Genomic DNA, 26,212 nt, shown 5'->3' with positions numbered 1-26,212 from the left:
ATATAAATGTGTGTATAACTACCCCTAAATGATAAGTATTTTCCAAATTGTTCATGCATTTAATTATTATTTGAGGTTACTTAAACTGTAATAAGGGGAATATTTGTAAGTGGCATAATATTATTTATTCCTAACTAAATTTATTAGTTAGTGTGTTAATAATATTCTGGCCCTGAGCGTTGAATGACAGAGTAATAGAAGATAACACTACTATATTTAGACTGAAATAGAATTTGATGGCGGTATTTTAGAAAATATTTGGAAAATGACCATAGGATGTTTTGAATAGACATTAATTTATTCACCAGAAATTTAATCAAGTAATGGAAGTTTATGGGTGATGTGAGAGATTATCTGAAACATCATAGTTTCACAAAATGGTTTCGTAAAAATTAAATAGTCTGTTTATTGAACGTTTATTTAAATATCGTGGTATACATTTATTCTGTTTTGGTGGTAATTCTGTGTTGTTAATAATGTTATTTCAGTCACTTTTAAATTACAAACTCCAAAACAAACTCTTTAAAGAGATTCTCTATTTCATCTAGTTCTAAAAATAGAAAGAGGTAACTATGGAAAACAGCAATATTGATTTAAATGAATGGCTTGAAGAAGAAACTTTTGTAGAGGCAGTTGAAATTATGCAGGAAAAAGCAGTCGTTCCATTCGGGACTTCTATGTGGCCTGTTTAAATCTTCTATAGTTAAGATATTATAATAGTAACATGCTAATCCCAGCTGCATATTCCCAATGTTACCCAAAGAATTTCAAATTAATGAGTTAATTTGAAATAAGTATTGAGTCATTGGTAATTATGTGGCTGGATAAATTCGTTTATGATTAATTTATTATTATTTCCTGCCATTAATTATGAAGTTATAGTTATGAGGTTATCATGCAATTAACTGATAAAGAAAACAACAGTATAAGAAATATGTTATCTTGTTTATTTAACCATCCTGCCGTCAAGGAAAAAGCAGATAATGCAGAGATTATTCACTTGTTGATTGGGTGGGATGTAAATCATAAAAATATTGTAAAAAATATTATCAAGGTTTCTGATACATTGCCGTTATTGGATATTTGTTCTGTGTCACTTAATGAAACGCCATCAGGTATTTTAACTGAACAGATTGAGAAATGTGATGTTTTTATATTTTTCTATCTTTCATCAACATTAAAACCATTTAGCTCTGCCGGCCCGGAATTTCTTCCTCCAATAAAAAAGATAATGCAGAAATATTGGAATAAATCCATCTTGTTTAAAGATTACAGCAATCATTTTTATGACTCTTTTTCCGAAGATATCAGTGCCATTAAAAATAGAAATAAATTATTAATCGCTAATGCAGTAATAAGTAAGCAAGTTATTTTTAAACAAAAAAATGATTATTCATTAGTTGCAACAATGAGCGAAAACCAGTCATGGACTTCTATAGATGGTACAGGAAACTATGATTTAACGCCGGGGGAAATTGCAACAAAGTTCCATAACTTGGAAGGTGATATTATATTCAGCGGCACTTTTCTCAGTACAGTCCCCTTTGCCATTAAGTATGGCGTCGTAAAAGATTTTTTTAAAATGACAGTCAAAAATAGCAAAATCATTGATTTTGAATGCCATGATCACAATTTCTCTCAAGATTTTGATAAATATCTATCTGCTAACCCAAGCAATAGTGTGATTGAAGAGTTTGGTATCGGCACCAATTGCGGCGTTAAACGGCTTTATGGATTAAATGCCGGCTTTGAAGAGCGACATCCCGGTTTGCACCTTGGATTAGGCGGTGGGGCAATCGGCAGCCATCATTTAGATTTAATCGTTCAAGGTGGGACGTTATCTTTTGATGAGAATATTCAGATTCAAAATAATCGGTTTTATCCCCAATAAATTTCGCATGGCAAGCGCGAGTCGTCACCAAAACCAGATCAATCATAGCGGCCAGCGCTGGTTTTCATCTGCGCCGGTTGCTTCAACTTCAATCCAGCTGCCTTGAAAGGAATCCGGTATCCACATGGTAATCACACCACGGGCTTTATTTACTATGTTTAAACGGCTGTCTTTGTCATAAGTCATTCACACGCTACGCCAAAGCGTTCTCGGATGGTGTGTTCTGTATAGTCGAACCGAAAGAGGTTCCTTTTTTGCAATAAGGGAATAACGTGTTCGACCATCACTTGAAGCGCATCCGGAAACGCATCAAAATTCAGATTAAACCCATCGGCAGCATTTTCTAAAAACCATTTTTCCATATCATCAGCGATCATTTCGGGGGTTCCCAGCACCATTCGGTGCATTCCCATATTTTGCAAAATAAGCTGATAAACAGTGAGATTGCCGGCTCGGGCCAACTTGATTATTTCTGATGAGAATCCCTTGGAAATGATATCCTTGGATGATTTTTCTATGAGGTGATAAGGCAACGGTTGGTGTAATTTCAGGTCATCAGGTTCCAGCCCTAGTTGCCGCGACAACATGATAATATCTTCATCCACATTTCTGAGTTCATCCATTCTTGCTTTTCTTGCTTGTGCTTCCGCCAGTGTTGAGCCGATGACAGGGAACAAGCCCGGCAAAATTTTCAGTGAATTTTCGCTGCGCTTTTTGGTTTTCACTTTCGTTTTCATCTGGTGATAAAAATGTTTTGCCCGCTCGAAAGAGGTCTGTGAAGTAAAGACAACATCAGCATATTTAGTTGCCATTTCCTGGCCTGCTTCAGATGAGCCGGACTGAACCAGAAGCGGGATCCCTTGGGGGCTGCGGGGAAGTGTCAAAGGTCCTTTTACGGCGTAGTATTGCCCGTGGTGGTCAATGCTATTGACCTTGCTGGGGTCGGCAAACACACCACTTTTGGCATTTGCAACCAGCGCGTCTTTCTCCCAACTTCGCCATAATTTAATCGCAACCTGAACGAATTCTTCTGCCCGTGTGTAGCGTTCTGATGCGCTGGGCAGCGATGTTTTGCCAAAATTCTTTGAGGCGGCTGGATTGTATGTCGTAACGGCGTTCCAACCCATTCGACCATGACTGAGATGATCTAAGGTCAAAAACTGCCTCGCTAAAATAAATGGATCACTAAAGGTCGTTGATGCGGTACAGATAAACCCAATGTGTTTTGTGACTGGTAAAAGTGATGCCGAGACAATCAGGGGATCTAACATTTGTGAAGGGCCGTGGGCGTGTCCGTGCAAAGCGAGTGAATCAGAAAAGAACAAGGCGTCAAATTTACCTAATTCTGCTAACTTTGCTATTTTTTGATAAAAATGGGGATTTATAAAGGCTTGGGTATCTTTTTGGGTTCTCCATCCAGCAGGATGCTGGCCGACTCCGACAATATGACAGTTAAGATGCATTATTCTTGTACTGGACATAAGATTTCCTATTTACTAAATATCAATATGCTTTAGTTAAATTTAATATTTCCTCTATTTCTTTTGATAATCCTATTGTATTTTCGCCATTACTTAATTTGGCGGCTTCCCAAACACATTGACCTATGACTTTAGGGTGATACCCGCTGACGTTCATGACCTTAATAATGGCAGAGCCATAAGACAGCCCGATCCCGATTTTTAATGGCGGAAATTTATATCGCTGCCATAAAATATCATTAACGTGATGCATTGTATTATTAATGCATATTTCGGCGGCCACATAAGCCCTATTGATTACATTAATGAGATTGCCCGGTTTAATGTGAAATAAAATTAATGCCCCGTCCCCCAATAATTCTGTTACTTTCCCACCTTCTTGTGCTGCGGTATAAGTAATTGCCGGAATCAATGAAGATGTTTCATAGAAAATTTTTTGTAATCCGCATTCTATAATGGGAGAAGTGGAATACTGTTTAAAGCTGGAGCTGGAATTCCTCATATCCATCATGAATGCCACGAATTCACCGACTTCGGGTTTATTATTTTCTAAAAATGGATAGCCGGGGATAAGCGTTTCTATCATCTCTTTTTTTAATGTGGATTCAATATTATTTGCATGTCTGTAATAAGAAGGTGGAAAAGAGCTTATTGGTTCAGAAACAATATTCTTGCCAATGCTATTTATAGAACCATCAGTTATATATTCATCGCTTATCGATTCACCATCTATAGATTGACGATTAAGATCATTAATATCATCCGGTGATATAGTGCATTCATTGAAATTATGCCGGACTTGTTGCCAGTCTTTTTCAGCACAATCAAGATGGTGATTAATGAGTTCTTTTAAATTATTCCCGAAATTACGTTCCGTTTTTATTTTTTCTTTTTTTATCGTTGTTAATTTTTCTGTTAATTTTTTTTTCATATGGTTATTGCTGTCTGTAATAAAAGTTAATGTATTTACTTAAATGGAAAATAAATATTTTTTTTACACGATGATTACCATTGCTAATTGGCAAGGGATAATATCTCGGTTAAGGCACCTTATAAGATCGTTATAAATAAAGATGAATGTTTAGCTGTAATGAATATTTAATAAATATGAAAGTATCTTCCAATTTTGATATGTTAAACTGGTTTATGCCGATTGGTCAGCGTTCCAGTCTGATATATTGGAGTAAAATGAGTATAAATAGAATAAGTTACTGATTTGTGTGAGATGTATCAAGAAAGCCGCAAATATTCACTCTTTTGATATTCAAGTTAGTTATAAATATTGTTTTTTTATATCATAACTCGAAAATACTGGAAGTTTGGTGACGGATTCGAGGTGTATTTTTAACGGAATGTAATGTTTTTGAAGGGCAATAACGTTTTTAATGGAAGATGATGATTTTGACGGAACAGGTTAATCTTCGTCGAAACCAGAATTGAATAGATCAACAATAGCGGCCAGCGCTTGTTGTTCATCCACTCCGGTTGCTTCAACTTCAATGCAGCTACCTTGTTCAGAATCTAGCATCAGCATGGCAATCACACTACTGGCTTCGGCTTGGATATTATTGCCATTGCGCAGAATAACCTGCGATTGAAACTGCTGCACAAGGTCATGCAGTTTCATTGCAGGTCTGGCATGCATACCAAGCCGATTTTTAATTTCAAGCCGTTGTTTGACTGTCATGCTGTGTTTATCGCTTGTCTTTGAATCAACTGTTTTTGAATCAACAGTTTTTAAAGCAATCGCCTTCAAAGCAATTGCTTATATTACTTACGTTTTTCCAGTGTGCGGTGACGTGACTGCACATTTTTACCGCGCGAGCGAAAATAATCAGCCAATTGCTCTGCAACATAAACGGAACGGTGTTTACCACCCGTACAGCCAATCGCTACGGTCAGGTAACTGCGGTTATTGGTTTCCAGCATGGGCAACCAAAGTTCTAGATAGCTGCGGGTCTGGTAGATAAAGTTGTGCACTTCGGTATGGCGATCCAAAAATGCGGCGACAGGGCGATCTAATCCTGTCATTGGGCGTAATTTCGGATCCCAATGGGGGTTCGGTAGGAAGCGCACGTCGAAAACATAGTCTGCATCTATGGGAATACCATGCTTGAAGCCAAAAGATTCAAACACCATAGTCAGTTCACGTTCCCGTTTGCCCAATAAACGTGTTCTGAGCATTTCTGCCAGTTCATGAACGGACATCTCTGAGGTATCAATAATCAGATCGGCACGTGAACGCAGAGGTTCCAGCAGGTCACTTTCTTGGTCAATCGCACTTTCCAGTGACAGATTTTTACTGGAAAGTGGATGCAAGCGCCGCGTGTCACTGTAACGACGGATAAGGGTATTGCGATCCGCGTCGAGGAACAGTAGCTGTGGCGAAAAACTGTCAGGCAATTGCGTTAGGGCTTCTTCGAAAACCTCGGGTGATTCCGGCATGTTTCTGACATCAATACTCACCGCCGCTGAAATATCACGTTCAGCCAGCGTGCTTGCCAATTCTGGCAGCAATACGACCGGTAGATTATCTACGCAATAGAAGCCCATATCTTCTAGTGCACGTAGGGCGACAGATTTTCCTGAACCTGAGCGACCACTGACTATCATCAGCACCATGAGGTGACTCCCTAAATGTTTATAATTGTATTATACCTGTCGTCTTCCAAACCGCAGCTTGAAATGTCTTGAGTATAACTTTTTATTATTCAGTAATAATTCTATATAGCTCTTCATCACTTTGAGCTGAACGCAGGCGACGGCAGAGATTTTTATCTGCAAGGCGCTTTGCTATTAATGATAGTGAGTGTAAATGGGTTTGGCATTGGTCTGATGGCACCAATAAAGCGAAAAGCAAGTCAACAGGTTGATTATCAATAGCATCAAAGGTAATAGGTTGCTCCAGATGCAAAAAAACGCCAACGGCATTATCTGAGCATTCTTTATCAAGTTTGCCGTGGGGGATAGCAATTCCGTTTCCAATACCAGTCGTGCCCACTTTTTCGCGGGTAAGAATGGCCTCGAAGACGGTATTTTCCGGTAATCCAAGCTGTTTGGATGCCAGTTCACTGATAATCTCTAAAGCCCGTTTTTTACTCGAACAAGGCACGTTGTTGCGTGTACATTCGGGTGAAAGTACTGAGCTTAGTGGTAAATCTGTTTCGTTGTTCATTTCTTTATTCACTTAGAGCCTGGAAATACCAGATGTCGGATTGAGGGACATCTGGTATGGATGCACTGGGCTATAGTAGGAGCTACAGATAGAACAGTGGTTATTTTATGACGGCTCCGTTGCCTGAAAGCTGTTAATGTTGTCTCAATTTACTTTTGTGTTTGGTCAATTGACGCGCAAGTTTATCTGCCAGTGCATCAATTGCCGCATACATATCTTCATGTTCTGCGGTTGCATGCAACTCACCTCCGTTAACGTGCACGGTGGCTTCGGCGATTTTACTCACTTTTTCCACTCGGAGGATGACCTGAATAAGGTTAATCTTATCGAAATATTGATCCAGTTTTCCGCATTTTGTTTGCACAATGCTGCGCAGTGCATCTGTGATTTCAAGATTGTGGCCTGTTACATTGAGTTGCATAGTGTTTTCCTTCTCTGAGTTGCTCAAACCAGCGTTTTACGTTGGTTTGAAGGAGGGATGGATAACGACTCTCTATATTTTGCGACAGTCCGGCGCGCCACTTGAATGCCTTGTTCCGCCAGTATACTGGTCAATTTGCTGTCACTCAGAGGCTTGGCCGGGTTTTCTGCCGCAACGAGTTTTTTCACCAAGGCACGTATTGCCGTTGAAGAGGCTTCACCTCCGCTGTCGGTACTGACGTGACTGGAGAAAAAATATTTCAGTTCAAAAATCCCGCGTGGACTATATAGGTATTTCTGTGTTGTCACGCGTGAAATGGTGGATTCATGCATGTCAATCTGGTAGGCGATATCAGCCAGTACCAGCGGTTTCATGTGTTCCTCACCATATTCAAAAAAATCTTGTTGCCGTTCAACAATGCAGCCGGCAACTTTCAACAATGTTTCATTGCGACTTTCGAGGCTTTTTATCAGCCACTTGGCTTCCTGCAAATTATTGCGAATAAACAGGCTGTCACTTTCATTATGGGCCTGTTGCCCCAATGCTGCATAATGCTGATTGATACGCAAACGAGGAATGCTATCGGTATTTAACCTGACTTGCCAACTTTCATTTTCTTTTTGTACCAATACATCCGGGATCACATATTCGGATTCGCCAGTATTGATCATTAACCCCGGTTTCGGCTCCAGTGATTGGATGATATCAATCGCACCTTTAAGAGTACTTTCTTTTAATTTACTTTGACGCAATAAATTACGAAAGTCTCGGTTGCCCAGTAGTTCAAGATAGTGGCTGGCAATAAGCTTGGCTTCATTCAGGTAACTTGTCTCAGGCGGCAGCATAGCAATTTGAATCAGCAGGCATTCACGTAAATCACGCGCTGCAACGCCGATCGGATCAAAATGCTGTATGCGCTTGATAACGGCTTCGACTTCTTCCAGTGTGAGTTCATCATCACCGATGCTGGCAAGGATCTCTTCGGCGGAAACTGTCAGATAACCGCTATCATCAATGGCATCAATGATGGATGTGGCAATGGCGGCATCTGTTTCAGTGAAGGGCGTCAGTTCCGCCTGCCATGTCAGGTAATCTTGCAGGGTCTGGGTGGTTTCTCCCTGATAAACTGGAAAGTCATCAGCGTAGTAGTCACTGGATCCTGAAGGTATGCCGGCGCTGTAGATTTCGTCCCAACTGGTATCCAGGGGCAGTTCTTTTGGCATCTCTTGCTGTTCAAGCGCTTCCCGGGTATCCATGACTTCAGCGTCGTTCTCAGATTGATTCTGATTTTCTACTTCGCTATGCTGCTCATCTTGTTCAAGCAAGGGATTGGTTTCCAATGCTTGCTGGATTTCTTGCTGAAGTTCAAGCGTAGAAAGTTGCAACAAACGGATAGCTTGCTGGAGCTGGGGTGTCATCGTTAATTGCTGACTGAGCCTGAGTTGCAGACTTTGCTTCATAGCGTTACCACTTCTCCTTTATCTAGCTTGAATGATCCCTGAAATTGCGCCTGACAGATAAATCAAGATTAAAGACGGAAGCCTTCACCCAAGTAAACGCGTTTGACCTGCTCGTTATTCAGTATTTCATCAGGCGTGCCGTGAGCAATCAAGTGGCCTTGGCTGACGATGTAAGCATGTTCACAGACATCCAGCGTTTCGCGGACATTGTGGTCAGTAATCAACACGCCCAAACCTGAATCCCGCAGGTGTTGGATGATCTTTTTGATATCCAGAACGGAAATAGGATCAACACCCGCAAAAGGTTCATCCAACAGGATGAATTTTGGATTGGCTGCCAGCGCACGGGCGATTTCTACACGGCGGCGTTCACCACCGGAAAGCGATTGCCCAAGGTTATCACGTAGGTGAGCGATGTGAAATTCTTCCATCAGCTCTTCTGCACGTTCTTTTTTCTGTTCATGGTTGAGATCTTTGCGGATCTCAAGAATAGCCATCAAATTGTCGAATACGCTCAGGCGGCGGAAAATGGAGGCTTCCTGTGGCAGATAGCCTATTCCGCGGCGAGCGCGTTCGTGCAGTGGCAGCAGGCTGATATCTTCTCCATCAATGGTGATAGAGCCAGCATCACGTGGAACGATACCCACCACCATGTAGAAAGTGGTGGTTTTGCCTGCCCCGTTGGGGCCAAGTAAGCCAACAATCTCCCCTGACTTTACTTTCAGGCTGACGTTCTCAACAACCTTGCGGCTTTTATAGGCCTTTGCCAGATTTTCTGCGTTTAGTATTGCCATAAGTCGTTATTTACTCTTTTTCTGAACATCAGAGCCGTGGGCATTCGGGCCTTTTTCTTGCAATTGGGCTGGCAGGAGAACAGTAGTGACGCGTTTACCTTTTTCACTAAATGCTTCCATTTGCTGTGTCGGCACCAGATAGGTAATCTTATCGCCTTTGATATTGCTGTCTAGCTGCTCAAGGTAAGCATTGCCTGTCAGTGTGACTAATTCTTTGCCCATTTCATAGCGCATTTTGGATGCATGGCCCTTGATGGGTTTTCCATCATCCTGCAATTGGTAGAAAGTGGCCGGGTTACCGTAAGCCTCAATCACCGTCTTCTTTGAATCGCTATCGGGACGGGTAACGACAACTTTATCAGCACGAATATCAATAGAACCTTGCTTTACAATGACTTTATCCGTAAATGTGGCGATATTCCCGGTTAAATCCAGAGACTGCCTTGCGGAGTCGATGGTAATGGGCTGTTTTGTATCATCTTTTAAAGCCAGTACTGGCAGGCTGGTTGCAAAAAGTGTACTGGCAATAAGGGTGTTACGGATTAGGTTGTTCATGTGGGATCTCATATTGAGTAGTCACCTTTTCAATCAGTTCAGCAGTTTTATTTCGCAAATTGCCACGCATTTTCATTCCGACAGATTGCAGGCCAATACCCGTGATCGTGACTCGGTCATCGGATGCGATGTCTTGTGTTGTCAGATTGACAGTCGCATTATCTGTTTTTATCTGTTGCAGCTGTGATGCTTCGGTCAGGCTATTCACACGGACATCCCCATACAGATAGAGCATCTTGTCATTGGTTAGTTTGGCTTTAACCGAGCTTACTGTCCACGTGGCTGTCGGATTTTCAGAGGGGCTGTTTGGGTCATATGTCGTCAATACAGGCTTGGTAAACCAAGTCAGCTTTGTATCGGCAAAGTTTTTGACATCATCTGCCACTAATTTGTAAACCAGTTTCCCCTCAGGATCGTAGACAAAAGTGACTGCTTCCTGCGTTTGATAAGTAGGATGACCGTCATCAACAATGGATGAAGAGGAATCATCATTTACACTGGATAAATTCCAGCCAATCAGCACAAGTGCGATCAGTACTAATGCTGCGATCAGCCAGGATTGAATTTTGCTCATTCTTTTTCAGTTTTAATTTATATGGATAACCCTTTGGCATCTTCCAGCTTATTCTGAGCGAAGAGCACCAAATCACAAAGCTCCCTGACTGCACCACGACCACCTGCAATCTGAGTCACATAATCTGCCTTTGGCAACAGAAGCGGGTGGGCATCAGAAACTGCGACTGATAACCCAACTTGTGCCATCACTGGCCAGTCAATAAGGTCATCGCCAATATAGGCAACTTGATCTGGCTGTAATGCTAGTTTATCCAACAGTTCCTTATACGCCAAAATCTTATCGTTCTGACCTTGGTAAAGATGTGTAATCCCTAGCGTTTCTGCACGATTTTCCAACAGTTTTGCTTTGCGGCCAGTAATAATGGCAACTTCAATTCCGGAGGTGATTAAGCAACGGATGCCATAACCGTCACGGACGTTAAAGGCTTTCAGCTCTTCACCGTCATTGCCCATGTAGATAAGCCCGTCAGACATAACGCCATCAACATCACAAATCAGGAGGCGGATTTTACGGGCTTTCTCGATAATATCTTTGCTCACTGGCCCATAACAGGTGTCCAGAAATTCTTTTTGACTCATTATTCAGGAATTCTCTTAAGATTTATATCATATCAATATTTACATCACGCCTTGTTTATACCACTCCGGCCTGTAAAAGGTCGTGCATATGCAATACACCAAGCAATTTCTCGCCTTCAGTTACCAGCAAGGATGTAATGTGGCGGGATTGCATCAAGTTTAGGGCATCGACAGCCAGCGCATTAGGCTTGATACGAATACCACCGGATGTCATGACATCTGCGATTTTTGCATTGTTTAAATCGATTCCCATATCGAAAACACGGCGCAAATCACCATCAGTAAAAATACCATCAATTTGCATGTCATCATTACAGATAACAGTCATACCCAGTTTTTTGCGGGTAATTTCCACCAAAGCCTCGCGCAAGGTTGCAGTGCGGGGAACGTGAGGGATGTGATCGCCGGAAGCCATTAAATCACTGGCCAGTAACAAAAGCTTGCGCCCAAGTGCGCCACCCGGGTGGGAAAGGGCAAAGTCTTCGGCAGTAAAGCCACGCGCCTGCAAAAGGGCAATCGCGATCGCATCGCCCATGACGAGTGTGGCGGTAGTGCTGGTGGTTGGTGCCAGACCCAGCGGGCAGGCTTCTTGTGGCGTTTTAATGCACAAATGTACATCCGACGCTTTTCCCATGCTGCTGTTGCGATTGTTTGTCATGCAAATAAGCTGAACTTTTAGCCGCTTGAGAACAGGGATCAATGCCAAAATTTCATTCGATTCACCAGAGTTGGAGATTGCCAGCACAATGTCTTTTGATGTCACCATGCCCAAATCGCCATGACTGGCTTCACCGGGATGGACAAAGAAAGAAGGCGTACCGGTACTGGCAAATGTTGCCGCAATTTTACGCCCGATATGGCCGGATTTACCCATGCCCATCACGATGACTTTTCCTTCACAGCCGAACATTAATTCGCAGGCGCGGTTAAAATCATCATTGATGTGCTGTTCCAGACTGGTTAATCCGTCCAGTTCGATCTGTAATACTTTTTTACCAGCTTGTTGAAAATCGATTTTAGGCATTTCTACTTATTCCTGTTTTCTTCCTGCTCTACTTTTCCCACTGACCCTGTGCTCATTCAGGGCGGCTATTCAGTACGTGCTCTAATACTGTTATTTAATGTTGTTATAGTGGCTGCGGTGCAATGACTGCTATTCAATGCTGTAATAATTTAGAAACAAAAAGGACGATAAAATACGCAACAAAACAGCCCAATAACAAAATGCCATTCAATCTGTTCAATCGATGCTTTCTTCCCAGACAAAAGACAGTGAACAGTACACTGGCTGCCATCATGACCCAAAAGTCCCGTGAAAACGCTTCCGGAGAAATAACACTGGGAGAAAGTATCGCAGGGATCCCCAAGACCAGGGTGGCATTGAACACATTCGAACCAATAATATTGCCCATTGCCATGTCATTCTCACCTTTTATGGCGGCAGCAATGGATGTGGCAAGTTCCGGCAGGCTGGTTCCCACTGCAAGAATTGTCAGGCCGATAACCAGCTCGCTTATTTCATAAATGCGAGCAATGGCAGCCGCATTGTCAACGACCATACGGGTGGAGATCGGCAGGATAATTAAGCCCAGAACAACCCAAAGCAGTGCAATCCCCTTGTTGCCTTCAACGGGTAATTCTGAATTCCGTTCCTGGGTGTAACTGTCAACACCATCGTGTTGAGATAACGCTGTCATTTTGATCATCAACGCAATAAAGACGATGGCAGCAAACAGCAGAAGCATCCCGTCCAGACGGCTCAAGTAGTTGTTGGATAGAATATATCCGGCAAATGCAGTAATCAGCAGCATCAAAGGCACTTCGCGCCGTAGGATATCCGATTTTACTCTGATTGGCCTAATGAAAGCCGCAGCCCCGGTAATCAGCAGGAGGTTAGTAATATTGGAACCAATGGCATTGCCTACGGCCATATCGGGTTGCCCGTTTAAGGTGGCAGTGACTGACACCATCAGCTCTGGCAGCGAAGTGCCAATGCCCATAATGACCAATCCCACAATAAAGGGCGGAATTTTCAGCGCCCGGGAAAAAACTGCCGCACCATAAACTAATCTATCAGAACCATAGACCAGTAAAATCAGTCCGGTAATGAGTAGTAAAATAGTCAGAAACATGGTGTGTCCCTTAAATAAAATTTATTCCGAGCATTATGCTGATAATGGTTGATTTTTAAACATGAAATGTTTATTCAGCTAGACTTATACATTCTGACGGTCATGGAAAGAAAAGTAAAATTTGTCACAACTTTACTAACGCAAATTGAGTGAATTTTTTGTAGTATGCACCATAGTTTATTTAAATACAGTCATGAAAATGACCTATTAACGGTTAGGGGTTATTAATAATGAATCAACAAGCAGCAAATCTTATTGAGATCTGTGGGATGCATTTTACCCGGGGTCAACGTCCGATTTTTGCTGATATTAATCTGACCGTTCCGAAAGGAAAAGTTACTGCCATTATGGGGCCTTCCGGTATCGGAAAAACAACCTTGTTACGCCTGATTGGGGGACAGATCCGACCTGAACGAGGTGAGATCTGGTTTGATGGCGATAACATTCCAGCCTTGTCCCGTCCGCGCCTCTATGCTGCCCGCAAGAAAATGAGCATGTTATTTCAGTCTGGGGCACTGTTTACCGATCTGAATGTTTTTGACAATGTTGCTTTTCCTTTGCGTGAACATACCCAACTGCCAGAAGAATTGATTCATACAACGGTGATGATGAAATTGGAAGCGGTGGGGTTGCGCGGTGCTGCGCATTTGATGCCATCGGAGCTGTCCGGGGGTATGGCGAGGCGAGCGGCACTGGCAAGGGCAATTGCACTTGATCCAGACTTGATCATGTTTGATGAGCCGTTTGTTGGTCAAGATCCGATCACAATGGGGGTTTTGGTTAAGCTTATCGATGAACTTAATCATGCGCTTGGTGTGACATGTGTGGTTGTCTCCCATGATGTGCCAGAAGTGTTGAGTATTGCAGATTATGCTTACATCGTGGCAGAACAGAAAGTGATCGCAGAAGGTACACCGGAACAGTTGAGAGCAAATCAGGATCAACGGGTACGGCAATTTCTTGATGGTATTGCTGATGGGCCTGTGCCCTTCCGTTTCCCTGCCGGGGATTATAAAACTGAGTTATTAGGATAATGGAATGTTGATGTTGACACAGGCATTGGCAGCGCTGGGCAGGCGGATGATTGAAGTTATTGCTTCATTCGGCCGTGCGGGCTTTATGCTGTTCAGTGCAATTATAGGTAAGCCAGAGCCTACCAAACAATGGGCGCTATTACGCCAGCAGCTTTATAGCATAGGTGTCCAATCATTGCTGATCATTGTGGTATCAGGGTTGTTTATCGGCATGGTACTGGCCTTGCAGGGCTATCTGGTTCTGACCACATTTAGTGCAGAGGGCAGCCTCGGCATGATGGTAGCGCTGTCGTTGCTGCGTGAGCTGGGGCCAGTGGTGACGGCTTTGCTTTTTGCGGGCAGGGCGGGTTCAGCTTTGACCGCAGAAATTGGTTTGATGAAGGCTACTGAGCAGATTTCCAGTTTGGAAATGATGGCAGTGGATCCATTGCGCCGCGTCGTTGCTCCTCGTTTTTGGGCGGGCTTCATCAGTATGCCTTTGTTGACATTAATCTTTGTGGCCGTAGGTATCTTGGGTGGCGCAATGGTTGGTGTGGACTGGAAAGGCATCGATGGCGGCTTTTTCTGGTCATCCATGCAATCTGTGGTGGAATGGAAAAAAGATTTGCTCAATTGTTTTCTCAAGAGTGTTGTCTTTGCCATCACCGTAACGTGGATTGCACTATTTAATGGTTATGACGCTGTCCCTACATCGGAAGGGATTAGCAGGGCGACGACGCGCACGGTAGTTCATGCGTCGTTGGCGGTATTGGGTTTGGATTTTGTGCTGACAGCACTGATGTTTGGGAATTGAGTCGATGCAAAGCAAGAAAAATGAAATTTGGGTTGGGGCTTTTGTCTTGATTGCGTTGGCAGCAATCATTTTTTTATGTCTGAAAGTCGCGGATATCCGATCTTTCGGTAGTCAGCCAACTTATCGTGTTTATGCCTCCTTTAGTAATATCGGTAGCTTGAAAGTGCGCTCCCCAGTGAAAGTTGGCGGAGTCGTCATTGGCCGTGTGGGAAAAATTTGGCTGGATCATAAAAATTACGCACCGCAAGTTGAACTGGATATTTTTACGCAATACGACAATATTCCAAATACCAGCTCGCTTTCTATCCGGACGTCGGGGCTGTTGGGTGAACAATATCTCGCATTGAATATTGGATTTACCGACGAAGATTTGGGAACGTTCATGCTGAAGGATGGCGATCGCATTGAAACCACACATTCTGCTATGGTACTTGAAGATTTGATTGGTCAGTTCTTGTACAAGAGCGGCGGCGGAAAGGAAGATAAATCTGCTTCTGCGCCTGGGCAGGCACACTAACCGGCAACCTATTATTTAGAAGGAAAAACACCCATGTTTAAACGATTACTCATGATTGCGTTGCTGGTGGTTGCACCATTGGCCAGCGCAGCAGATCAAACCAATCCTTACGCTTTGATGAAAGATGCGGCGGAAAAAACGTTTACCCGCTTGAAGAATGAGCAGCCTCAGATACAGGCAAACCCAGATGTTCTGCGTAAGATTGTACGTGAAGAGCTGCTGCCATATGTGCAAATAAAGTATGCCGGAGCACTGGTTCTGGGGCCTTATTACAAAGATGCGACACCAGCGCAGCGTGACATTTATTTCAAGGCATTTGAAACCTATCTGGAGCAGGCATATGGTCAGGCTTTGGCGATGTATCATGGCCAAAACTACCAAATTGAGCCAGAGCAGCCATTGGGCGATAAAACCATGCTTGCTATTCGCGTCACCATTACTGATCCCAATGGACAGCCACCAGTTCGTCTGGATTTCCAATGGCGCAAAAATACCAAAACGGGTAACTGGCAGGCTTACGACATGATTGCAGAAGGCGTGAGTATGATCACGACCAAGCAAAACGAATGGGCGGATATCCTGCGTCAGAAAGGTATTGATGGCCTGACTGAACAATTGCTTATCAGTGCGAAAGCGCCGATCACTTTAGAAAAGAAAAAGTGATATGGAAAAAAACAGTTCTGGCAGCAACGTGCCGGATAAAGAAATAGCCAGTTGGGAAAAAACCGGCAATACCCTGTTCTTGCAAGGTACATTGGATCGCGACAGTTTGCTGCCTCTTTGGCAACAAAAAAGCAGCGTACTGGAAGGTATCGTGAATATTGATGTTTCCCAGCTCAATCATGTGGATTCCGCAGGATTGGCTTTGTTGGTTCGCCTAAAAGGGGAATTTCAGCAAACTGGCAAGACGTTGGCATTCTCAAACGTAGGGGAGCGCCTTAACACATTGATGGCGTTGTATGGGGTGCAAAGTCTTTTTGACAATAGCCAGTCCAACACATAATCCCCCTTATATCCAATGGATTTCAGATTGCATCGCGGCGGAAAGGGAATGAACGTAACCAACAACGAGGCAACTTGAAAGACGAAGGATATACTGGTAACCCGCGCCCTTGTAAGCCATCCCTTACAAGGGCGTTTTTCTTGGTTTAAGAGTCGACTGGATTCCATTAGGATAGGCGTCTACTATTATTTTCTAACGACGAGTGTGAGCAATTTATGGATACTGAAGAAATTAAAAAAGTGCTGATGGAAAACTTGGCGCTTGATGAAGCTATCGTTAGCGGTGATGGCAGTCATTTTCAGGTTATTGCAGTGGGTTCCCTTTTTGATGGGTTGAGCCGGGTCAAGCAACAGCAGACTGTGTATGCCCCTTTGATGGAATATATTGCTGATAACCGCATTCATGCTTTGTCAATCAAGGCTTATACACCAGAACAATGGCAGCGTGACCGCAAGCTTCAGGGATTTTGAGGCTGTTTGCTTCGCCGCGAACAGCACACTTTGAATTAAATAAGAGAATCATGATAGATGGATAAATTTCGTGTGAAAGGGCCGACCTGCCTGTCGGGAGAAGTGACTATTTCCGGGGCAAAAAATGCCGCACTACCAATTATGTTCGCAGCGCTGCTGGCAGAAGAGCCAGTGGAATTACAAAACGTCCCTGAATTGAAAGATATTGATACCACCATCAAACTTCTCAATCGTCTGGGAACGAAAGTAGTGCGCAATGGCTCTATTTTTGTTGATGCCAGTGGCGTCAACGAATATTGCGCCCCTTATGAACTGGTCAAAACCATGCGGGCTTCCATCTGGGCATTAGGGCCGCTGGTGGCGCGCTTTGGTCAGGGACAGGTCTCTTTGCCGGGTGGCTGTGCCATCGGTGCTCGTCCTGTTGATCTCCATATTTCTGGTTTGGAGCAGCTCGGCGCGAAGATTGTGCTGGATGAAGGTTACGTCAAAGCCTCTGTTGATGGGCGTTTGAAAGGTGCCAACATTGTTATGGATAAAGTCAGCGTTGGTGCGACGGTAACGATTATGACCGCGGCAACATTGGCAGAAGGCACAACGATTATTGAAAACGCGGCCCGTGAACCTGAAATTGAAGACACGGCAAATTTCCTCAATACATTGGGGGCAAAAATCAGCGGAGCTGGTACTGATCGTATTGTGATTGAAGGTGTTGAACGTTTGGGCGGCGGGGTTCACCGTGTCCTGCCTGATCGCATCGAAACCGGCACTTTTTTGATTGCGGCAGCGATTTCTCGTGGCAAAGTTGTTTGCCATCAGGCTAAGCCGGACACCCTTGATGCAGTCTTGGCCAAGCTGCGTGAAGCGGGAGCAGATATCAAAGTGGGTGAAGATTGGATTAGCCTAGATATGCATGGTCAGCGCCCTAAAGCAGTCACATTCCGCACGGCTCCGCATCCTGGGTTCCCAACGGATATGCAGGCGCAATTCAGCCTGTTGAATATGGTTGCGGAGGGTGCAGGTATGATCACCGAAACCATCTTTGAAAATCGTTTCATGCATATTCCAGAATTGATCCGCATGGGCGCCCGGGCAGAAATTGAGAGTAATACGGTATTGTGCCACGGTGTTGAAAAATTATCCGGTGCTCAAGTCATGGCAACGGATCTGCGTGCTTCTGCAAGCTTAGTCTTGGCTGGCTGTATTGCGGAAGGAACCACCGTTGTGGATCGTATTTATCATATCGACCGAGGTTACGAGCACATCGAAGATAAACTACGCGGCCTTGGTGCGAATATCGAACGTATTAAGTCGGCTGGATAAGTAACACGGGAAAACGGTTCTATTTTTCCCGTTTTCCCTTTTCTATTTGTGAAGATTGTGACGCAATCTTGATGCAATGTCCTTTGCCCAATGTGGGCAGGGGACATTAATAACCATCAAACTCATTAATGGTGACATTGAGTGTGTGTGAGATGCCATCACGCAATACGGTGACAGGCACAACACTGCCGGGGCGAATTTCGGCCACTTGGTCCATCATTTCGGCAGGAGAAACCGCCGGCTGATGATTAACACTAGTTATGATATCACCGACTTTGATTCCCGCTTTGGCAGCAGGCCCTTCTGGTTCAACCAAGAAAACGCGGATCCCTTGAATTTGATTGATATTACTGCCGGATGAACGAATGTGGGGTAATTCTATGGCTACGATGCCTATATATCCCCTGATCACCCGTCCGTCACGGATCAATTTTTTCATGATGGTTACTGCCAGTTTAGTCGGAATGGCAAATCCCAACCCTTCTGGTGTGACACCAAATTCTGATTTATCGAAGGTCAGTGTATTAATGCCGACTAACTCTCCCAATGTATTGACTAAAGCTCCGCCGGAGTTGCCCTGATTAATTGACGCATCTGTTTGCAGAAAATTTTGGCGGCGAGTCGGACTGAGCCCAACGCGACCGGTTGCACTGATAATGCCTTGTGTGATGGTCTGCCCTAAATTGTAGGGATTGCCGATGGCCAGTACGACATCCCCTACATGAGCGACGCGATTCGGGTTTATTGGAATGACGGGAAGGTTTGTGGCATTAATTTTTAAGACAGCTAAATCCGTTGGGCCATCTGAGCCTACCAATAGCGCTTCATAAAAACGCCCGTCTTGCAGCGCGACAATAATAGAACCGACTTTATTGATGACGTGTTTATTAGTAAGAATGTAGCCCTGCTCGCTCATAATAACGCCGGAGCCGAGAGGATGAAGCTCGCGGCTTTCATGGGAAAAACTTCCCATGCTGCTACTGTAGATATTAACAACTGCAGGCGCCGCCCGCCGAACACCTTGGCTGAAGCTATAAATTTTGTCGTTGTTGTTATCACTCAGAATATTTTTTAAGGCATTGGGACGCAGGGAGGGGATAGCGACCACCAAAATGGCAGCAACCAATAGGCCTATCAATATAGAGCGTAATAACTTGATCAGCATGGTAATAGTCAGTAGTAAATGAATGAAAGAGAAGAATAGCACTAAAACGAACAGACACAGCAGCTTACTGTGCCTGTTTTCTTTTTTCTTTCAAGTTACTGCTTGGTTGGCTGTGTTTGCTGCCCCTTCGCATCGGTATGGCGATCAATTTCACCTTCTCGATGCTTCTGGGTTTAGCGTCCTTGCCATTGCGCTGACAACTTGAAATTTCTGGGCTTGATCAATATTAGATCACATTCCCAGTATCAAACAGCTTAATTTCTCAGCAATAGATAAACGTTAGTGTCACCACGTATGATATTCAGTGCGACCACAGACGGTTTATTATCAATAACCTTACGCAGCTCATTGATATTTCTAACGCGCGTATTATTGGCTCCGACAATTAAGTCATTTTTCTGCAAGCCGGATCGATCGGCTGGTGAATTCTGAGCAATGGTTTCCACTTTAATGCCTTGGGTTTCTTTCACTGTTGCATTGCTCAGGGTCGCCCCTAACAACGCGGTGCTCAGTTTCTCTGCCTTGGTGGCTTGTTCATCATTGTTGTCCAGCGTAACGCTGACATTGATAGGTTTTCCTTTACGCAGCAGACCGATTTTGATCTCTTTGCCCGGAGAGGTGGTACCAACCTTCGCCCGCAATTCAGCAAAGCTGCCGATTTTCTTACCATCAAAGGACACCAAGACATCGCCTGGTTTAATGCCTGCTTTCGCTGCGGCTGATTTCGGAACGACTTCGCTGACGAATGCGCCTTGCTGTGCATCAATGCCGAGGGCATTAGCGATATCGGCAGTCATCTCAGCGCCTTTGATGCCGAGTAAGCCGCGTCTGACTTCCCCTGTGGCAATAAGCTGCGAAGAAAGGTTCTTGGCCATATTGCTCGGAATCGCAAAACCGATACCGACATTGCCGCCACCCGGCGCGATAATTGCGGTATTAATGCCAATCAATTCACCTTTCAGGTTAATTAATGCGCCGCCAGAGTTACCACGGTTAATGGAAGCATCAGTTTGGATGAAGTTTTCCAGCCCTTCCAAATTCAGGCCACTGCGACCCAAAGCTGAGATGATCCCTGAAGTGACGGTTTGCCCTAACCCGAATGGGTTTCCGATTGCAACAGCGTAATCCCCAACACGCAATTGGTCTGAGTCGGCAAATTTGATGGCTGTCAGATTTTTGGCATCTTTCAATTCCAAAAGGGCAATGTCAGTTTGCGGATCCCGCCCGATGAGCTTGGCAGAATATTCACGGCCATCGTTTAATTGAACGCGTATTTTATTGGCATTATCAATGACATGATTATTGGTTAACACATAGCCTTTATCTGCGTTGATAATAACGCCAGAGCCTAATCCCTTGAATGGACGGCTTCTCTGTTCTGGTGAAGGAAAACCAGGCCCGAAAAAGAATTGAAAGTCTTCTGGTAATTGAAGTTGCTGATTTTGTACTTCTGTCGTGCCTGAAACATGCACAGTGACAACAGAAGGAAGCACTTTTTCCAGCATGGGTGCGAGACTGGGTAATTCTTGAGAGGCCATTGCGGCGGGTAAGGCTGCATTGCTTACCATCGGAACTGAAGCTAAAGATAGTCCAATACTAATTGCGAGTGCGCTGAGCAATGTGTTTTTTCTTTTCATTGAATACGTTCTCTTAATACCTAAGTCAGAAAAGGAAATTATGCTTGGGAAGCCTATCCAGACGGGGATTCGTTGCCCGGAAATTACGCTCAATGGGATAGATTCTAAGCATAATTGTTTCGATGCTGTTATGACTACCGATTATTCAGCAAAGTTCATTAATAATGTAGTTTTACAGTATTTCTTTACAGGCATTTACGTGAATTCACTGTTGTTTAGCCGTGGTAATTGTGGTTACTCCATAACTACCATCATAACTACCACGGCTAAAGCAATGATTATTTCTTGTCTTGAATAGGGCGGAACAGGCCGGATGCACCTTCAGAATAATCCCGTGGAGGCTCATTCGTGGTTATTTTGCTTGGTTCGGCTTCTGGTTCGTTCAGGCGGTAATTGAAAGGATTATCCTGTACTGGCATGTCAGGCATCAGCTCGTTGGAACTTTTTGCCATGTGCTGATATAGCTGGCGATAATCGCGCGCCATATTGTCCAGCAGTTCAGCACTGCGAGCGAAATGGTTGACCAGCTCTTTGCGATATTCTTCCAACTCAGCTCGGTTTTTATCCAATTCCGCCTGCTGTGCATTTTGTTGGCGCAGCTTTGAACTACCGAAGCGAACAGCCAGCGCGCCGACAATAAAACCAATGATTAATCCGATCAGTGCATATTCCCAAGTCATAGCAACTCCTTTAGTCACATCATTGTTCTGCAATATCATTACTACCACTATAACCGCTAATTTAGTTAGAGTGGAATATTGATTATTATTTCATTAAATAATGTACTGTCTAATGTGTTAATTTTATACAAGTTTGTCAGAGTATGCAGCGAAATATTTTATGAATTGGCACAATTCTTATCAGTAACATGTCATACAAGCTGAGAATAAAATTTTTAAGGATTATCACTTTCATGTCACCGATTACACCTTCATCTCTCTATCAATCTGCGTTGTCAGAAGGCCAGTACCAGCCTGATGAGGTGCAACGCAATACTGTTGCACGTCTGGATATCATCCATCGCGAGCTTATCAACACTCGGCCCAGCCACGCTGTGCAATCCAGTGGTCTGAAAGGGATATTGGGGAAGTTGTTTGGGCGGCAGCCATCTCCTGAACAGAACCTGCCTGTACAGGGGCTTTATATGTGGGGTGGGGTTGGGCGTGGCAAAACATGGCTGATGGATATGTTTTACCAAAGCTTGCCCACGGAACGAAAATTGCGTCTCCATTTTCACCGTTTTATGTTGCGGGTGCATGAAGAGCTGATGAAGTTGCAAGGATATGAAAATCCCTTGGAAATAGTGGCCGATGGTTTCAAGGCCCAGACCGACATTCTCTGTTTTGATGAGTTTTTTGTCTCAGATATTACGGATGCCATGATCCTCGGTACATTGCTGGAGGCCCTGTTTGCACGGGGAATTTCGTTGGTGGCAACATCCAACATTCCGCCAGATGAACTTTATCGAAATGGGTTGCAGCGTGCGCGCTTTTTGCCTGCGATTGAACAAATCAAAAAATATTGTGATGTTATGAATGTCGATGCGGGAATTGATTATCGCTTGCGGACACTTACCCAAGCACACCTCTATCTGACGCCGTTGACGGACGAAAACAGGCAGGAGATGCACCGCATGTTCCTGCGTCTGGCCGGCAAGGAAGGTGAAGCGAATCCGGTCTTGGAGATTAATCACCGTAGCATGCCCGTCATCAACAGCGTTGACGGAGTTTTGGCAATTCAGTTCAAAACATTGTGTGAAGATCCCCGCAGCCAGATGGATTACATTGCGTTGTCTAAACTTTATCATACGGTTTTGTTGCATGACATGCCGATTATGGTGGCATCGAAGGAAAGTGCGGCTCGGCGGTTTATCGCACTGGTTGATGAATTTTATGAGCGGCATGTCAAACTTATCATCAATGCTGAGGCGCCAATGGAACAGGCTTATCAGGGAGAATTGCTGACGTTTGAATATCAGCGTTGCCTGTCACGATTGCAGGAAATGCAAAGTGAAGAATACTTGAAGCTACCTCATTTACCTTGATGCCTATGGCTTTCTCGTTGTTGCTTTAGTTGGCTGTGAATCAGTGGGCAATAATCAGTTGGCAGTAGCCGCAACCCGAAATCCATAGGGTACATTTCCTGTCCCAGATGAGGGAAATGTAAACCGGCGGGATAATTATTGAATTTGGGGTCGATTTTTTATGATGACTTCTCTATAATCTTGCGACCCCACGTTACAGCAAGATTTTTTTTCCCGAAAACTTGCATTAGTGCCGGCATAGGCTATTCGAAGGGGTAGGTTTGCTGGACATGAGTCGTGTGAACCTCAAAACAGTTTCTGAACATCGAGTGTTCACCAACGTGTAACTTATTATTGGGTAAGCTTTAATGAAAACTTTTACAGCTAAACCAGAAACCGTAAAACGCGACTGGTATGTTGTTGACGCAGATGGCAAAACTTTAGGCCGTCTTGCAACTGAAATAGCTCGTCGCCTGCGCGGCAAGCATAAAGCGGAATATACTCCGCACGTTGATACTGGTGATTACATCATTATTGTTAACGCAGAAAAAGTTGCTGTAACTGGCAACAAACGTGCTGACAAAATTTACTATCACCACACTGGCCACATCGGTGGTATCAAGCAAGCGACCTTTGAAGAGATGATTGCCCGCCGTCCTGAGCGTGTCATTGAAATCGCGGTTAAAGGCATGCTGCCAAAAGGGCCACTGGGTCGTGCAATGTACCGTAAACTGAAAGTTTACGCGGGCAGCGAGCACAACCACGCGGCACAGCAACCACAAGTTCTGGACATTTAATCGGGATTATAGGCAATGGCTGAAAATCAATACTACGGCACTGGTCGCCGCAAAAGCTCATCCGCTCGTGTCTTCATTAAGCCAGGTAGCGGTAACATCGTAATCAACCAACGCAGCCTCGAAGTTTACTTCGGTCGTGAAACTGCGCGCATGGTTGTTCGTCAGCCTCTTGAGCTGGTTGACATGCTGGGCAAACTGGACCTGTACATCACTGTTAAAGGTGGTGGTATCTCTGGTCAGGCAGGCGCAATCCGTCACGGTATCACCCGTGCACTGATGGCTTATGACGAGACTCTGCGTTCTGATCTTCGCAAAGCTGGCTTCGTTACTCGCGATGCTCGTGAAGTTGAACGTAAGAAAGTGGGTCTGCGTAAAGCACGTCGTCGTCCACAGTTCTCCAAACGTTAATTTGTTGCCACTATGGTGGCAGTGGATTAAAGTTAAAAACCCGTCATTTTATGGCGGGTTTTTTATTTCCATCATTGTTGTCCAATCTTAAAAAATCCTCTTTTTCTTCCAAAAAAGCATATTAAATAGCATATTAAAGAGACAAATCTTTAGACATCAACATTTCATCATTAATTCTCAATGTACTTCCTCACAAAATGTGCAAAATCTGGTAGACTAGTAATAATTTTTTGCCTTATCCATGAGTTTGCCTGATTTGCTGGAGGTTAATCTATCTTCAATCAACCTTTCGTTACCGTGAACCAACCCGTAACTGAAAAGATGAAGAAGGGATAGCCTCGGATAATAAGTGCGAAACAGGATGAGAATATGAGCGAGAATAGCCGCTGTTCAGAAAGGGCTGTTCGTTTCTTTTTTTAGATAAACTTGGAGGTTTTCATGGCTGTCGCTGCCAACAAACGTTCGGTAATGACTCTGTTTTCCGGCCCGACCGACATTTTTAGCCATCAAGTGCGAATTGTACTGGCGGAAAAAGGGGTCAGCGTTGAGATCGAACACGTTGAAGCAGGTAATTTGCCTCAGGATTTGATTGACCTGAATCCTTACCAATCTGTTCCTACCCTCGTTGATCGTGAACTGACCTTGTATGATTCTCGCATCATTATGGAATATCTGGATGAGCGCTTCCCACATCCACCACTCATGCCTGTGTATCCTGTCGCTCGTGGCTCCAGCCGCCTGATGATGCATAGAATTGAAAAAGATTGGTATTCCCTGATGTACAAAATTCAGGAAGGAAATGCTCAGGAAGCGAATGCCGCACGGAAGCAACTTGCCGAAGAATTGCTGGCTATTGCACCTATTTTCAGAGAAATGCCATTCTTCATGAGTGAAGAATTTAGTTTGGTGGATTGTTATTTGTGTCCTCTGCTGTGGCGTTTGCCTGTTTTGGGAGTAGAATTGTCTGGCCCAGCTGCAAAAGATCTGCAAATCTATATGCAGCGTGTGTTTGAACGTGACGCATTCTTGGCTTCATTGACAGAAGCAGAACGTGAAATGCGCTTACAATCCCGGAGTTAATTTATGGAGATGACTCAAATGTCTCCACGTCGCCCTTACTTATTGCGGGCACATTATGAATGGCTGTTGGATAATGACATGACCCCGCATATTGTTGTGGACGTTGGCTTTTATGGAGTGAACGTCCCGCTGGAGTATGCACAAAATGGGCAAATCATTCTGAATATCTCGCCAAGGGCGGTTGGGAATCTAGAACTGGCTAACGATGAAGTTCGGTTCAATGCCCGCTTTGGCGGTGTTGCTCGTCAGGTTAATGTTCCAATGGAGGCTGTCATTGCGGTTTATGCCCGTGAAAATGGTGCTGGAATGATGTTTGAGCCAGAACCTGCCTATGAATCCGGTGTTGAGTCAGAAGAGATGGAGCCACCGGCGGCGGATAATCTGGTACAACTCTACGATAGCAACGCTTCTCGTGACAATGACTCGCCAGATCCAGATGATGAGCCACCTCAACCACCAAAAGGCCGTCCTACTTTACGTGTTGTGAAATGACCGTATTGTAGCGTAGCGGCACAAGGTTATATTCCCGATAAATTTCAAATTGCGGCCAATATACCGATGGATTTCGAGTGAGATTTTGAATTTTAGTGCCCCTGTGAAGGTATGCTTCGCTGGATAAACGGTATGTTTATAGCCATACGTTGACAACGATGGCGAACTTACCGGGTCAGTGGCACTATCGCAAAATGAGAACTTGAAATGCGAAAGGTATAAAGTAGTAGTCTGAAAGATGGGCATGGCAATCATTTTCTAAAAATAGAGGAGATTAAAATCTCCTCTATTTTTGTTAAATAAATTAGCTAATTAACCTGAGCTCGGGATAAGCAGAATAAAAAAAGAAAGGAACTAAAAGCGGGTTCGGTGATCAGATCTTTTGACCAAAAAAGAAACTTTTCACTGG

General features: G+C 44.1%; 30 protein-coding genes. 13 read left to right on the top strand and 17 right to left on the bottom strand.

Annotated elements, in window-relative coordinates; genetic code table 11:
• The first annotated feature begins 895 nt into the window (after nucleotides 1–895).
• Nucleotides 896–1,891: a CgnE/CgnB domain-containing protein gene (locus BM100_RS13615; RefSeq protein ID WP_092511833.1), complete on the top strand. Its 996-nt coding sequence runs from the start codon at nucleotides 896–898 to the stop codon at nucleotides 1,889–1,891.
• Between the two features lie 42 nt (nucleotides 1,892–1,933).
• Here the strand turns inward: BM100_RS13615 and BM100_RS23085 are convergent, their stop codons facing one another.
• From BM100_RS23085 to BM100_RS13550, 14 genes are all read right to left on the bottom strand, one after another.
• Nucleotides 1,934–2,077 carry an HPr family phosphocarrier protein gene (locus BM100_RS23085; RefSeq protein WP_169924709.1) on the bottom strand — a complete coding sequence of 48 codons (144 nt, stop codon included), beginning with the start codon at nucleotides 2,075–2,077 and terminating at the stop codon, nucleotides 1,934–1,936.
• Nucleotides 2,074–3,372 carry an LLM class flavin-dependent oxidoreductase gene (locus BM100_RS13610; protein ID WP_211284495.1) on the bottom strand — a complete coding sequence of 433 codons (1,299 nt, stop codon included), beginning with the start codon at nucleotides 3,370–3,372 and terminating at the stop codon, nucleotides 2,074–2,076. Before BM100_RS13610 ends, BM100_RS23085 begins: the two co-directional genes overlap by 4 nt.
• A 22-nt stretch (nucleotides 3,373–3,394) precedes the next feature.
• Nucleotides 3,395–4,303, bottom strand: coding sequence for a hypothetical protein (locus tag BM100_RS13605; protein ID WP_092511829.1), 909 nt, complete (start codon nucleotides 4,301–4,303; stop codon nucleotides 3,395–3,397).
• A 483-nt stretch (nucleotides 4,304–4,786) separates the two neighbouring features.
• The gene (gene npr, locus BM100_RS13600) at nucleotides 4,787–5,059 is read right to left on the bottom strand and encodes a PTS phosphocarrier protein NPr (protein WP_092511987.1); all 273 of its coding nucleotides are present in this window, start codon (nucleotides 5,057–5,059) and stop codon (nucleotides 4,787–4,789) included.
• An 83-nt stretch (nucleotides 5,060–5,142) separates the two neighbouring features.
• Entirely contained in the window at nucleotides 5,143–5,994 is an 852-nt protein-coding gene (rapZ, locus tag BM100_RS13595) for an RNase adapter RapZ (RefSeq protein WP_092511827.1), read from the bottom strand.
• Between the two features lie 85 nt (nucleotides 5,995–6,079).
• Nucleotides 6,080–6,547, bottom strand: coding sequence for a PTS IIA-like nitrogen regulatory protein PtsN (ptsN, locus tag BM100_RS13590; protein ID WP_092511985.1), 468 nt, complete (start codon nucleotides 6,545–6,547; stop codon nucleotides 6,080–6,082).
• Nucleotides 6,548–6,680: 133 nt separating this feature from the next.
• The gene (gene hpf, locus BM100_RS13585; protein WP_092511825.1) at nucleotides 6,681–6,968 is read right to left on the bottom strand and encodes a ribosome hibernation promoting factor; all 288 of its coding nucleotides are present in this window, start codon (nucleotides 6,966–6,968) and stop codon (nucleotides 6,681–6,683) included.
• Nucleotides 6,969–6,991: 23 nt separating this feature from the next.
• On the bottom strand, nucleotides 6,992–8,428 hold the full coding sequence (gene rpoN, locus BM100_RS13580) for an RNA polymerase factor sigma-54 (RefSeq protein WP_092511822.1): 1,437 nt from the start codon (nucleotides 8,426–8,428) through the stop codon (nucleotides 6,992–6,994).
• Between the two features lie 68 nt (nucleotides 8,429–8,496).
• Nucleotides 8,497–9,222, bottom strand: coding sequence for an LPS export ABC transporter ATP-binding protein (gene lptB / locus BM100_RS13575; protein ID WP_092511820.1), 726 nt, complete (start codon nucleotides 9,220–9,222; stop codon nucleotides 8,497–8,499).
• Between the two features lie 6 nt (nucleotides 9,223–9,228).
• On the bottom strand, nucleotides 9,229–9,777 hold the full coding sequence (gene lptA, locus BM100_RS13570; protein WP_092511818.1) for a lipopolysaccharide ABC transporter substrate-binding protein LptA: 549 nt from the start codon (nucleotides 9,775–9,777) through the stop codon (nucleotides 9,229–9,231).
• Nucleotides 9,758–10,351 (bottom strand): LPS export ABC transporter periplasmic protein LptC, encoded by a 594-nt coding sequence (gene lptC / locus BM100_RS13565; protein ID WP_092511816.1) that lies wholly within the window; start codon nucleotides 10,349–10,351, stop codon nucleotides 9,758–9,760. Before lptC ends, lptA begins: the two co-directional genes overlap by 20 nt.
• A 17-nt stretch (nucleotides 10,352–10,368) precedes the next feature.
• A complete protein-coding gene (gene kdsC / locus BM100_RS13560; protein ID WP_092511814.1) occupies nucleotides 10,369–10,932 on the bottom strand; it encodes a 3-deoxy-manno-octulosonate-8-phosphatase KdsC in 564 nt (187 codons plus the stop codon).
• Between the two features lie 55 nt (nucleotides 10,933–10,987).
• Complete coding sequence (gene kdsD, locus BM100_RS13555; RefSeq protein ID WP_092511812.1) at nucleotides 10,988–11,956, bottom strand: arabinose-5-phosphate isomerase KdsD; 969 nt, start codon at nucleotides 11,954–11,956, stop codon at nucleotides 10,988–10,990.
• Between the two features lie 133 nt (nucleotides 11,957–12,089).
• Nucleotides 12,090–13,064: a calcium/sodium antiporter gene (locus tag BM100_RS13550; RefSeq protein ID WP_092511810.1), complete on the bottom strand. Its 975-nt coding sequence runs from the start codon at nucleotides 13,062–13,064 to the stop codon at nucleotides 12,090–12,092.
• Nucleotides 13,065–13,294: 230 nt separating this feature from the next.
• Here BM100_RS13550 and mlaF point away from each other — a divergent pair, with 230 nt between their 5' ends.
• The 7 genes from mlaF to murA all read left to right on the top strand — a co-directional run bounded on the left by mlaF (nucleotide 13,295) and on the right by murA (nucleotide 18,201).
• A complete protein-coding gene (gene mlaF / locus BM100_RS13545) occupies nucleotides 13,295–14,098 on the top strand; it encodes a phospholipid ABC transporter ATP-binding protein MlaF (protein ID WP_092511808.1) in 804 nt (267 codons plus the stop codon).
• Between the two features lie 10 nt (nucleotides 14,099–14,108).
• Nucleotides 14,109–14,891 carry a lipid asymmetry maintenance ABC transporter permease subunit MlaE gene (gene mlaE, locus BM100_RS13540; RefSeq protein WP_092511983.1) on the top strand — a complete coding sequence of 261 codons (783 nt, stop codon included), beginning with the start codon at nucleotides 14,109–14,111 and terminating at the stop codon, nucleotides 14,889–14,891.
• Between the two features lie 4 nt (nucleotides 14,892–14,895).
• Nucleotides 14,896–15,408, top strand: coding sequence for an outer membrane lipid asymmetry maintenance protein MlaD (mlaD, locus tag BM100_RS13535; protein WP_092511806.1), 513 nt, complete (start codon nucleotides 14,896–14,898; stop codon nucleotides 15,406–15,408).
• A 33-nt stretch (nucleotides 15,409–15,441) separates the two neighbouring features.
• The gene (mlaC, locus tag BM100_RS13530) at nucleotides 15,442–16,071 is read left to right on the top strand and encodes a phospholipid-binding protein MlaC (protein ID WP_092511804.1); all 630 of its coding nucleotides are present in this window, start codon (nucleotides 15,442–15,444) and stop codon (nucleotides 16,069–16,071) included.
• Nucleotide 16,072: 1 nt separating this feature from the next.
• On the top strand, nucleotides 16,073–16,411 hold the full coding sequence (gene mlaB / locus BM100_RS13525; protein WP_092511802.1) for a lipid asymmetry maintenance protein MlaB: 339 nt from the start codon (nucleotides 16,073–16,075) through the stop codon (nucleotides 16,409–16,411).
• A 215-nt stretch (nucleotides 16,412–16,626) separates the two neighbouring features.
• The gene (ibaG, locus tag BM100_RS13520) at nucleotides 16,627–16,881 is read left to right on the top strand and encodes a BolA family iron metabolism protein IbaG (RefSeq protein WP_092511800.1); all 255 of its coding nucleotides are present in this window, start codon (nucleotides 16,627–16,629) and stop codon (nucleotides 16,879–16,881) included.
• 57 nt (nucleotides 16,882–16,938) lie between these two features.
• Nucleotides 16,939–18,201, top strand: coding sequence for a UDP-N-acetylglucosamine 1-carboxyvinyltransferase (gene murA / locus BM100_RS13515; RefSeq protein WP_092511798.1), 1,263 nt, complete (start codon nucleotides 16,939–16,941; stop codon nucleotides 18,199–18,201).
• 106 nt (nucleotides 18,202–18,307) lie between these two features.
• On the opposite strand, the gene degS is transcribed toward murA, so the two are convergent.
• The 3 genes from degS to zapG form a co-directional block, all read right to left on the bottom strand.
• Entirely contained in the window at nucleotides 18,308–19,366 is a 1,059-nt protein-coding gene (degS, locus tag BM100_RS13510; protein ID WP_092511796.1) for an outer membrane-stress sensor serine endopeptidase DegS, read from the bottom strand.
• Nucleotides 19,367–19,620: 254 nt separating this feature from the next.
• Nucleotides 19,621–21,003: a Do family serine endopeptidase gene (locus BM100_RS13505; RefSeq protein WP_092511794.1), complete on the bottom strand. Its 1,383-nt coding sequence runs from the start codon at nucleotides 21,001–21,003 to the stop codon at nucleotides 19,621–19,623.
• Nucleotides 21,004–21,281: 278 nt separating this feature from the next.
• Nucleotides 21,282–21,683, bottom strand: coding sequence for a Z-ring associated protein ZapG (gene zapG / locus BM100_RS13495; RefSeq protein ID WP_092511790.1), 402 nt, complete (start codon nucleotides 21,681–21,683; stop codon nucleotides 21,282–21,284).
• Nucleotides 21,684–21,916: 233 nt separating this feature from the next.
• Here zapG and zapE point away from each other — a divergent pair, with 233 nt between their 5' ends.
• The 5 genes from zapE to sspB all read left to right on the top strand — a co-directional run bounded on the left by zapE (nucleotide 21,917) and on the right by sspB (nucleotide 25,803).
• A complete protein-coding gene (gene zapE / locus BM100_RS13490; RefSeq protein WP_092511788.1) occupies nucleotides 21,917–23,047 on the top strand; it encodes a cell division protein ZapE in 1,131 nt (376 codons plus the stop codon).
• A 347-nt stretch (nucleotides 23,048–23,394) separates the two neighbouring features.
• Nucleotides 23,395–23,823, top strand: a complete 429-nt coding sequence (gene rplM / locus BM100_RS13485) for a 50S ribosomal protein L13 (RefSeq protein WP_038259580.1) — start codon at nucleotides 23,395–23,397, stop codon at nucleotides 23,821–23,823.
• A 15-nt stretch (nucleotides 23,824–23,838) separates the two neighbouring features.
• The gene (gene rpsI / locus BM100_RS13480) at nucleotides 23,839–24,231 is read left to right on the top strand and encodes a 30S ribosomal protein S9 (RefSeq protein WP_012990148.1); all 393 of its coding nucleotides are present in this window, start codon (nucleotides 23,839–23,841) and stop codon (nucleotides 24,229–24,231) included.
• A gap of 438 nt (nucleotides 24,232–24,669) precedes the next feature.
• Nucleotides 24,670–25,311 carry a stringent starvation protein SspA gene (sspA, locus tag BM100_RS13475; RefSeq protein ID WP_092511786.1) on the top strand — a complete coding sequence of 214 codons (642 nt, stop codon included), beginning with the start codon at nucleotides 24,670–24,672 and terminating at the stop codon, nucleotides 25,309–25,311.
• A 3-nt stretch (nucleotides 25,312–25,314) separates the two neighbouring features.
• A complete protein-coding gene (gene sspB / locus BM100_RS13470) occupies nucleotides 25,315–25,803 on the top strand; it encodes a ClpXP protease specificity-enhancing factor (RefSeq protein WP_092511784.1) in 489 nt (162 codons plus the stop codon).
• Nucleotides 25,804–26,212: the final 409 nt, after the last annotated feature.

The sequence above is a fragment of the Xenorhabdus mauleonii genome (assembly GCF_900113945.1).
Lineage (GTDB): Bacteria > Pseudomonadota > Gammaproteobacteria > Enterobacterales > Enterobacteriaceae > Xenorhabdus > Xenorhabdus mauleonii.
Note: the sequence above shows the minus strand (reverse complement) of the source record. Positions and strands in the feature narration are given on the sequence as shown.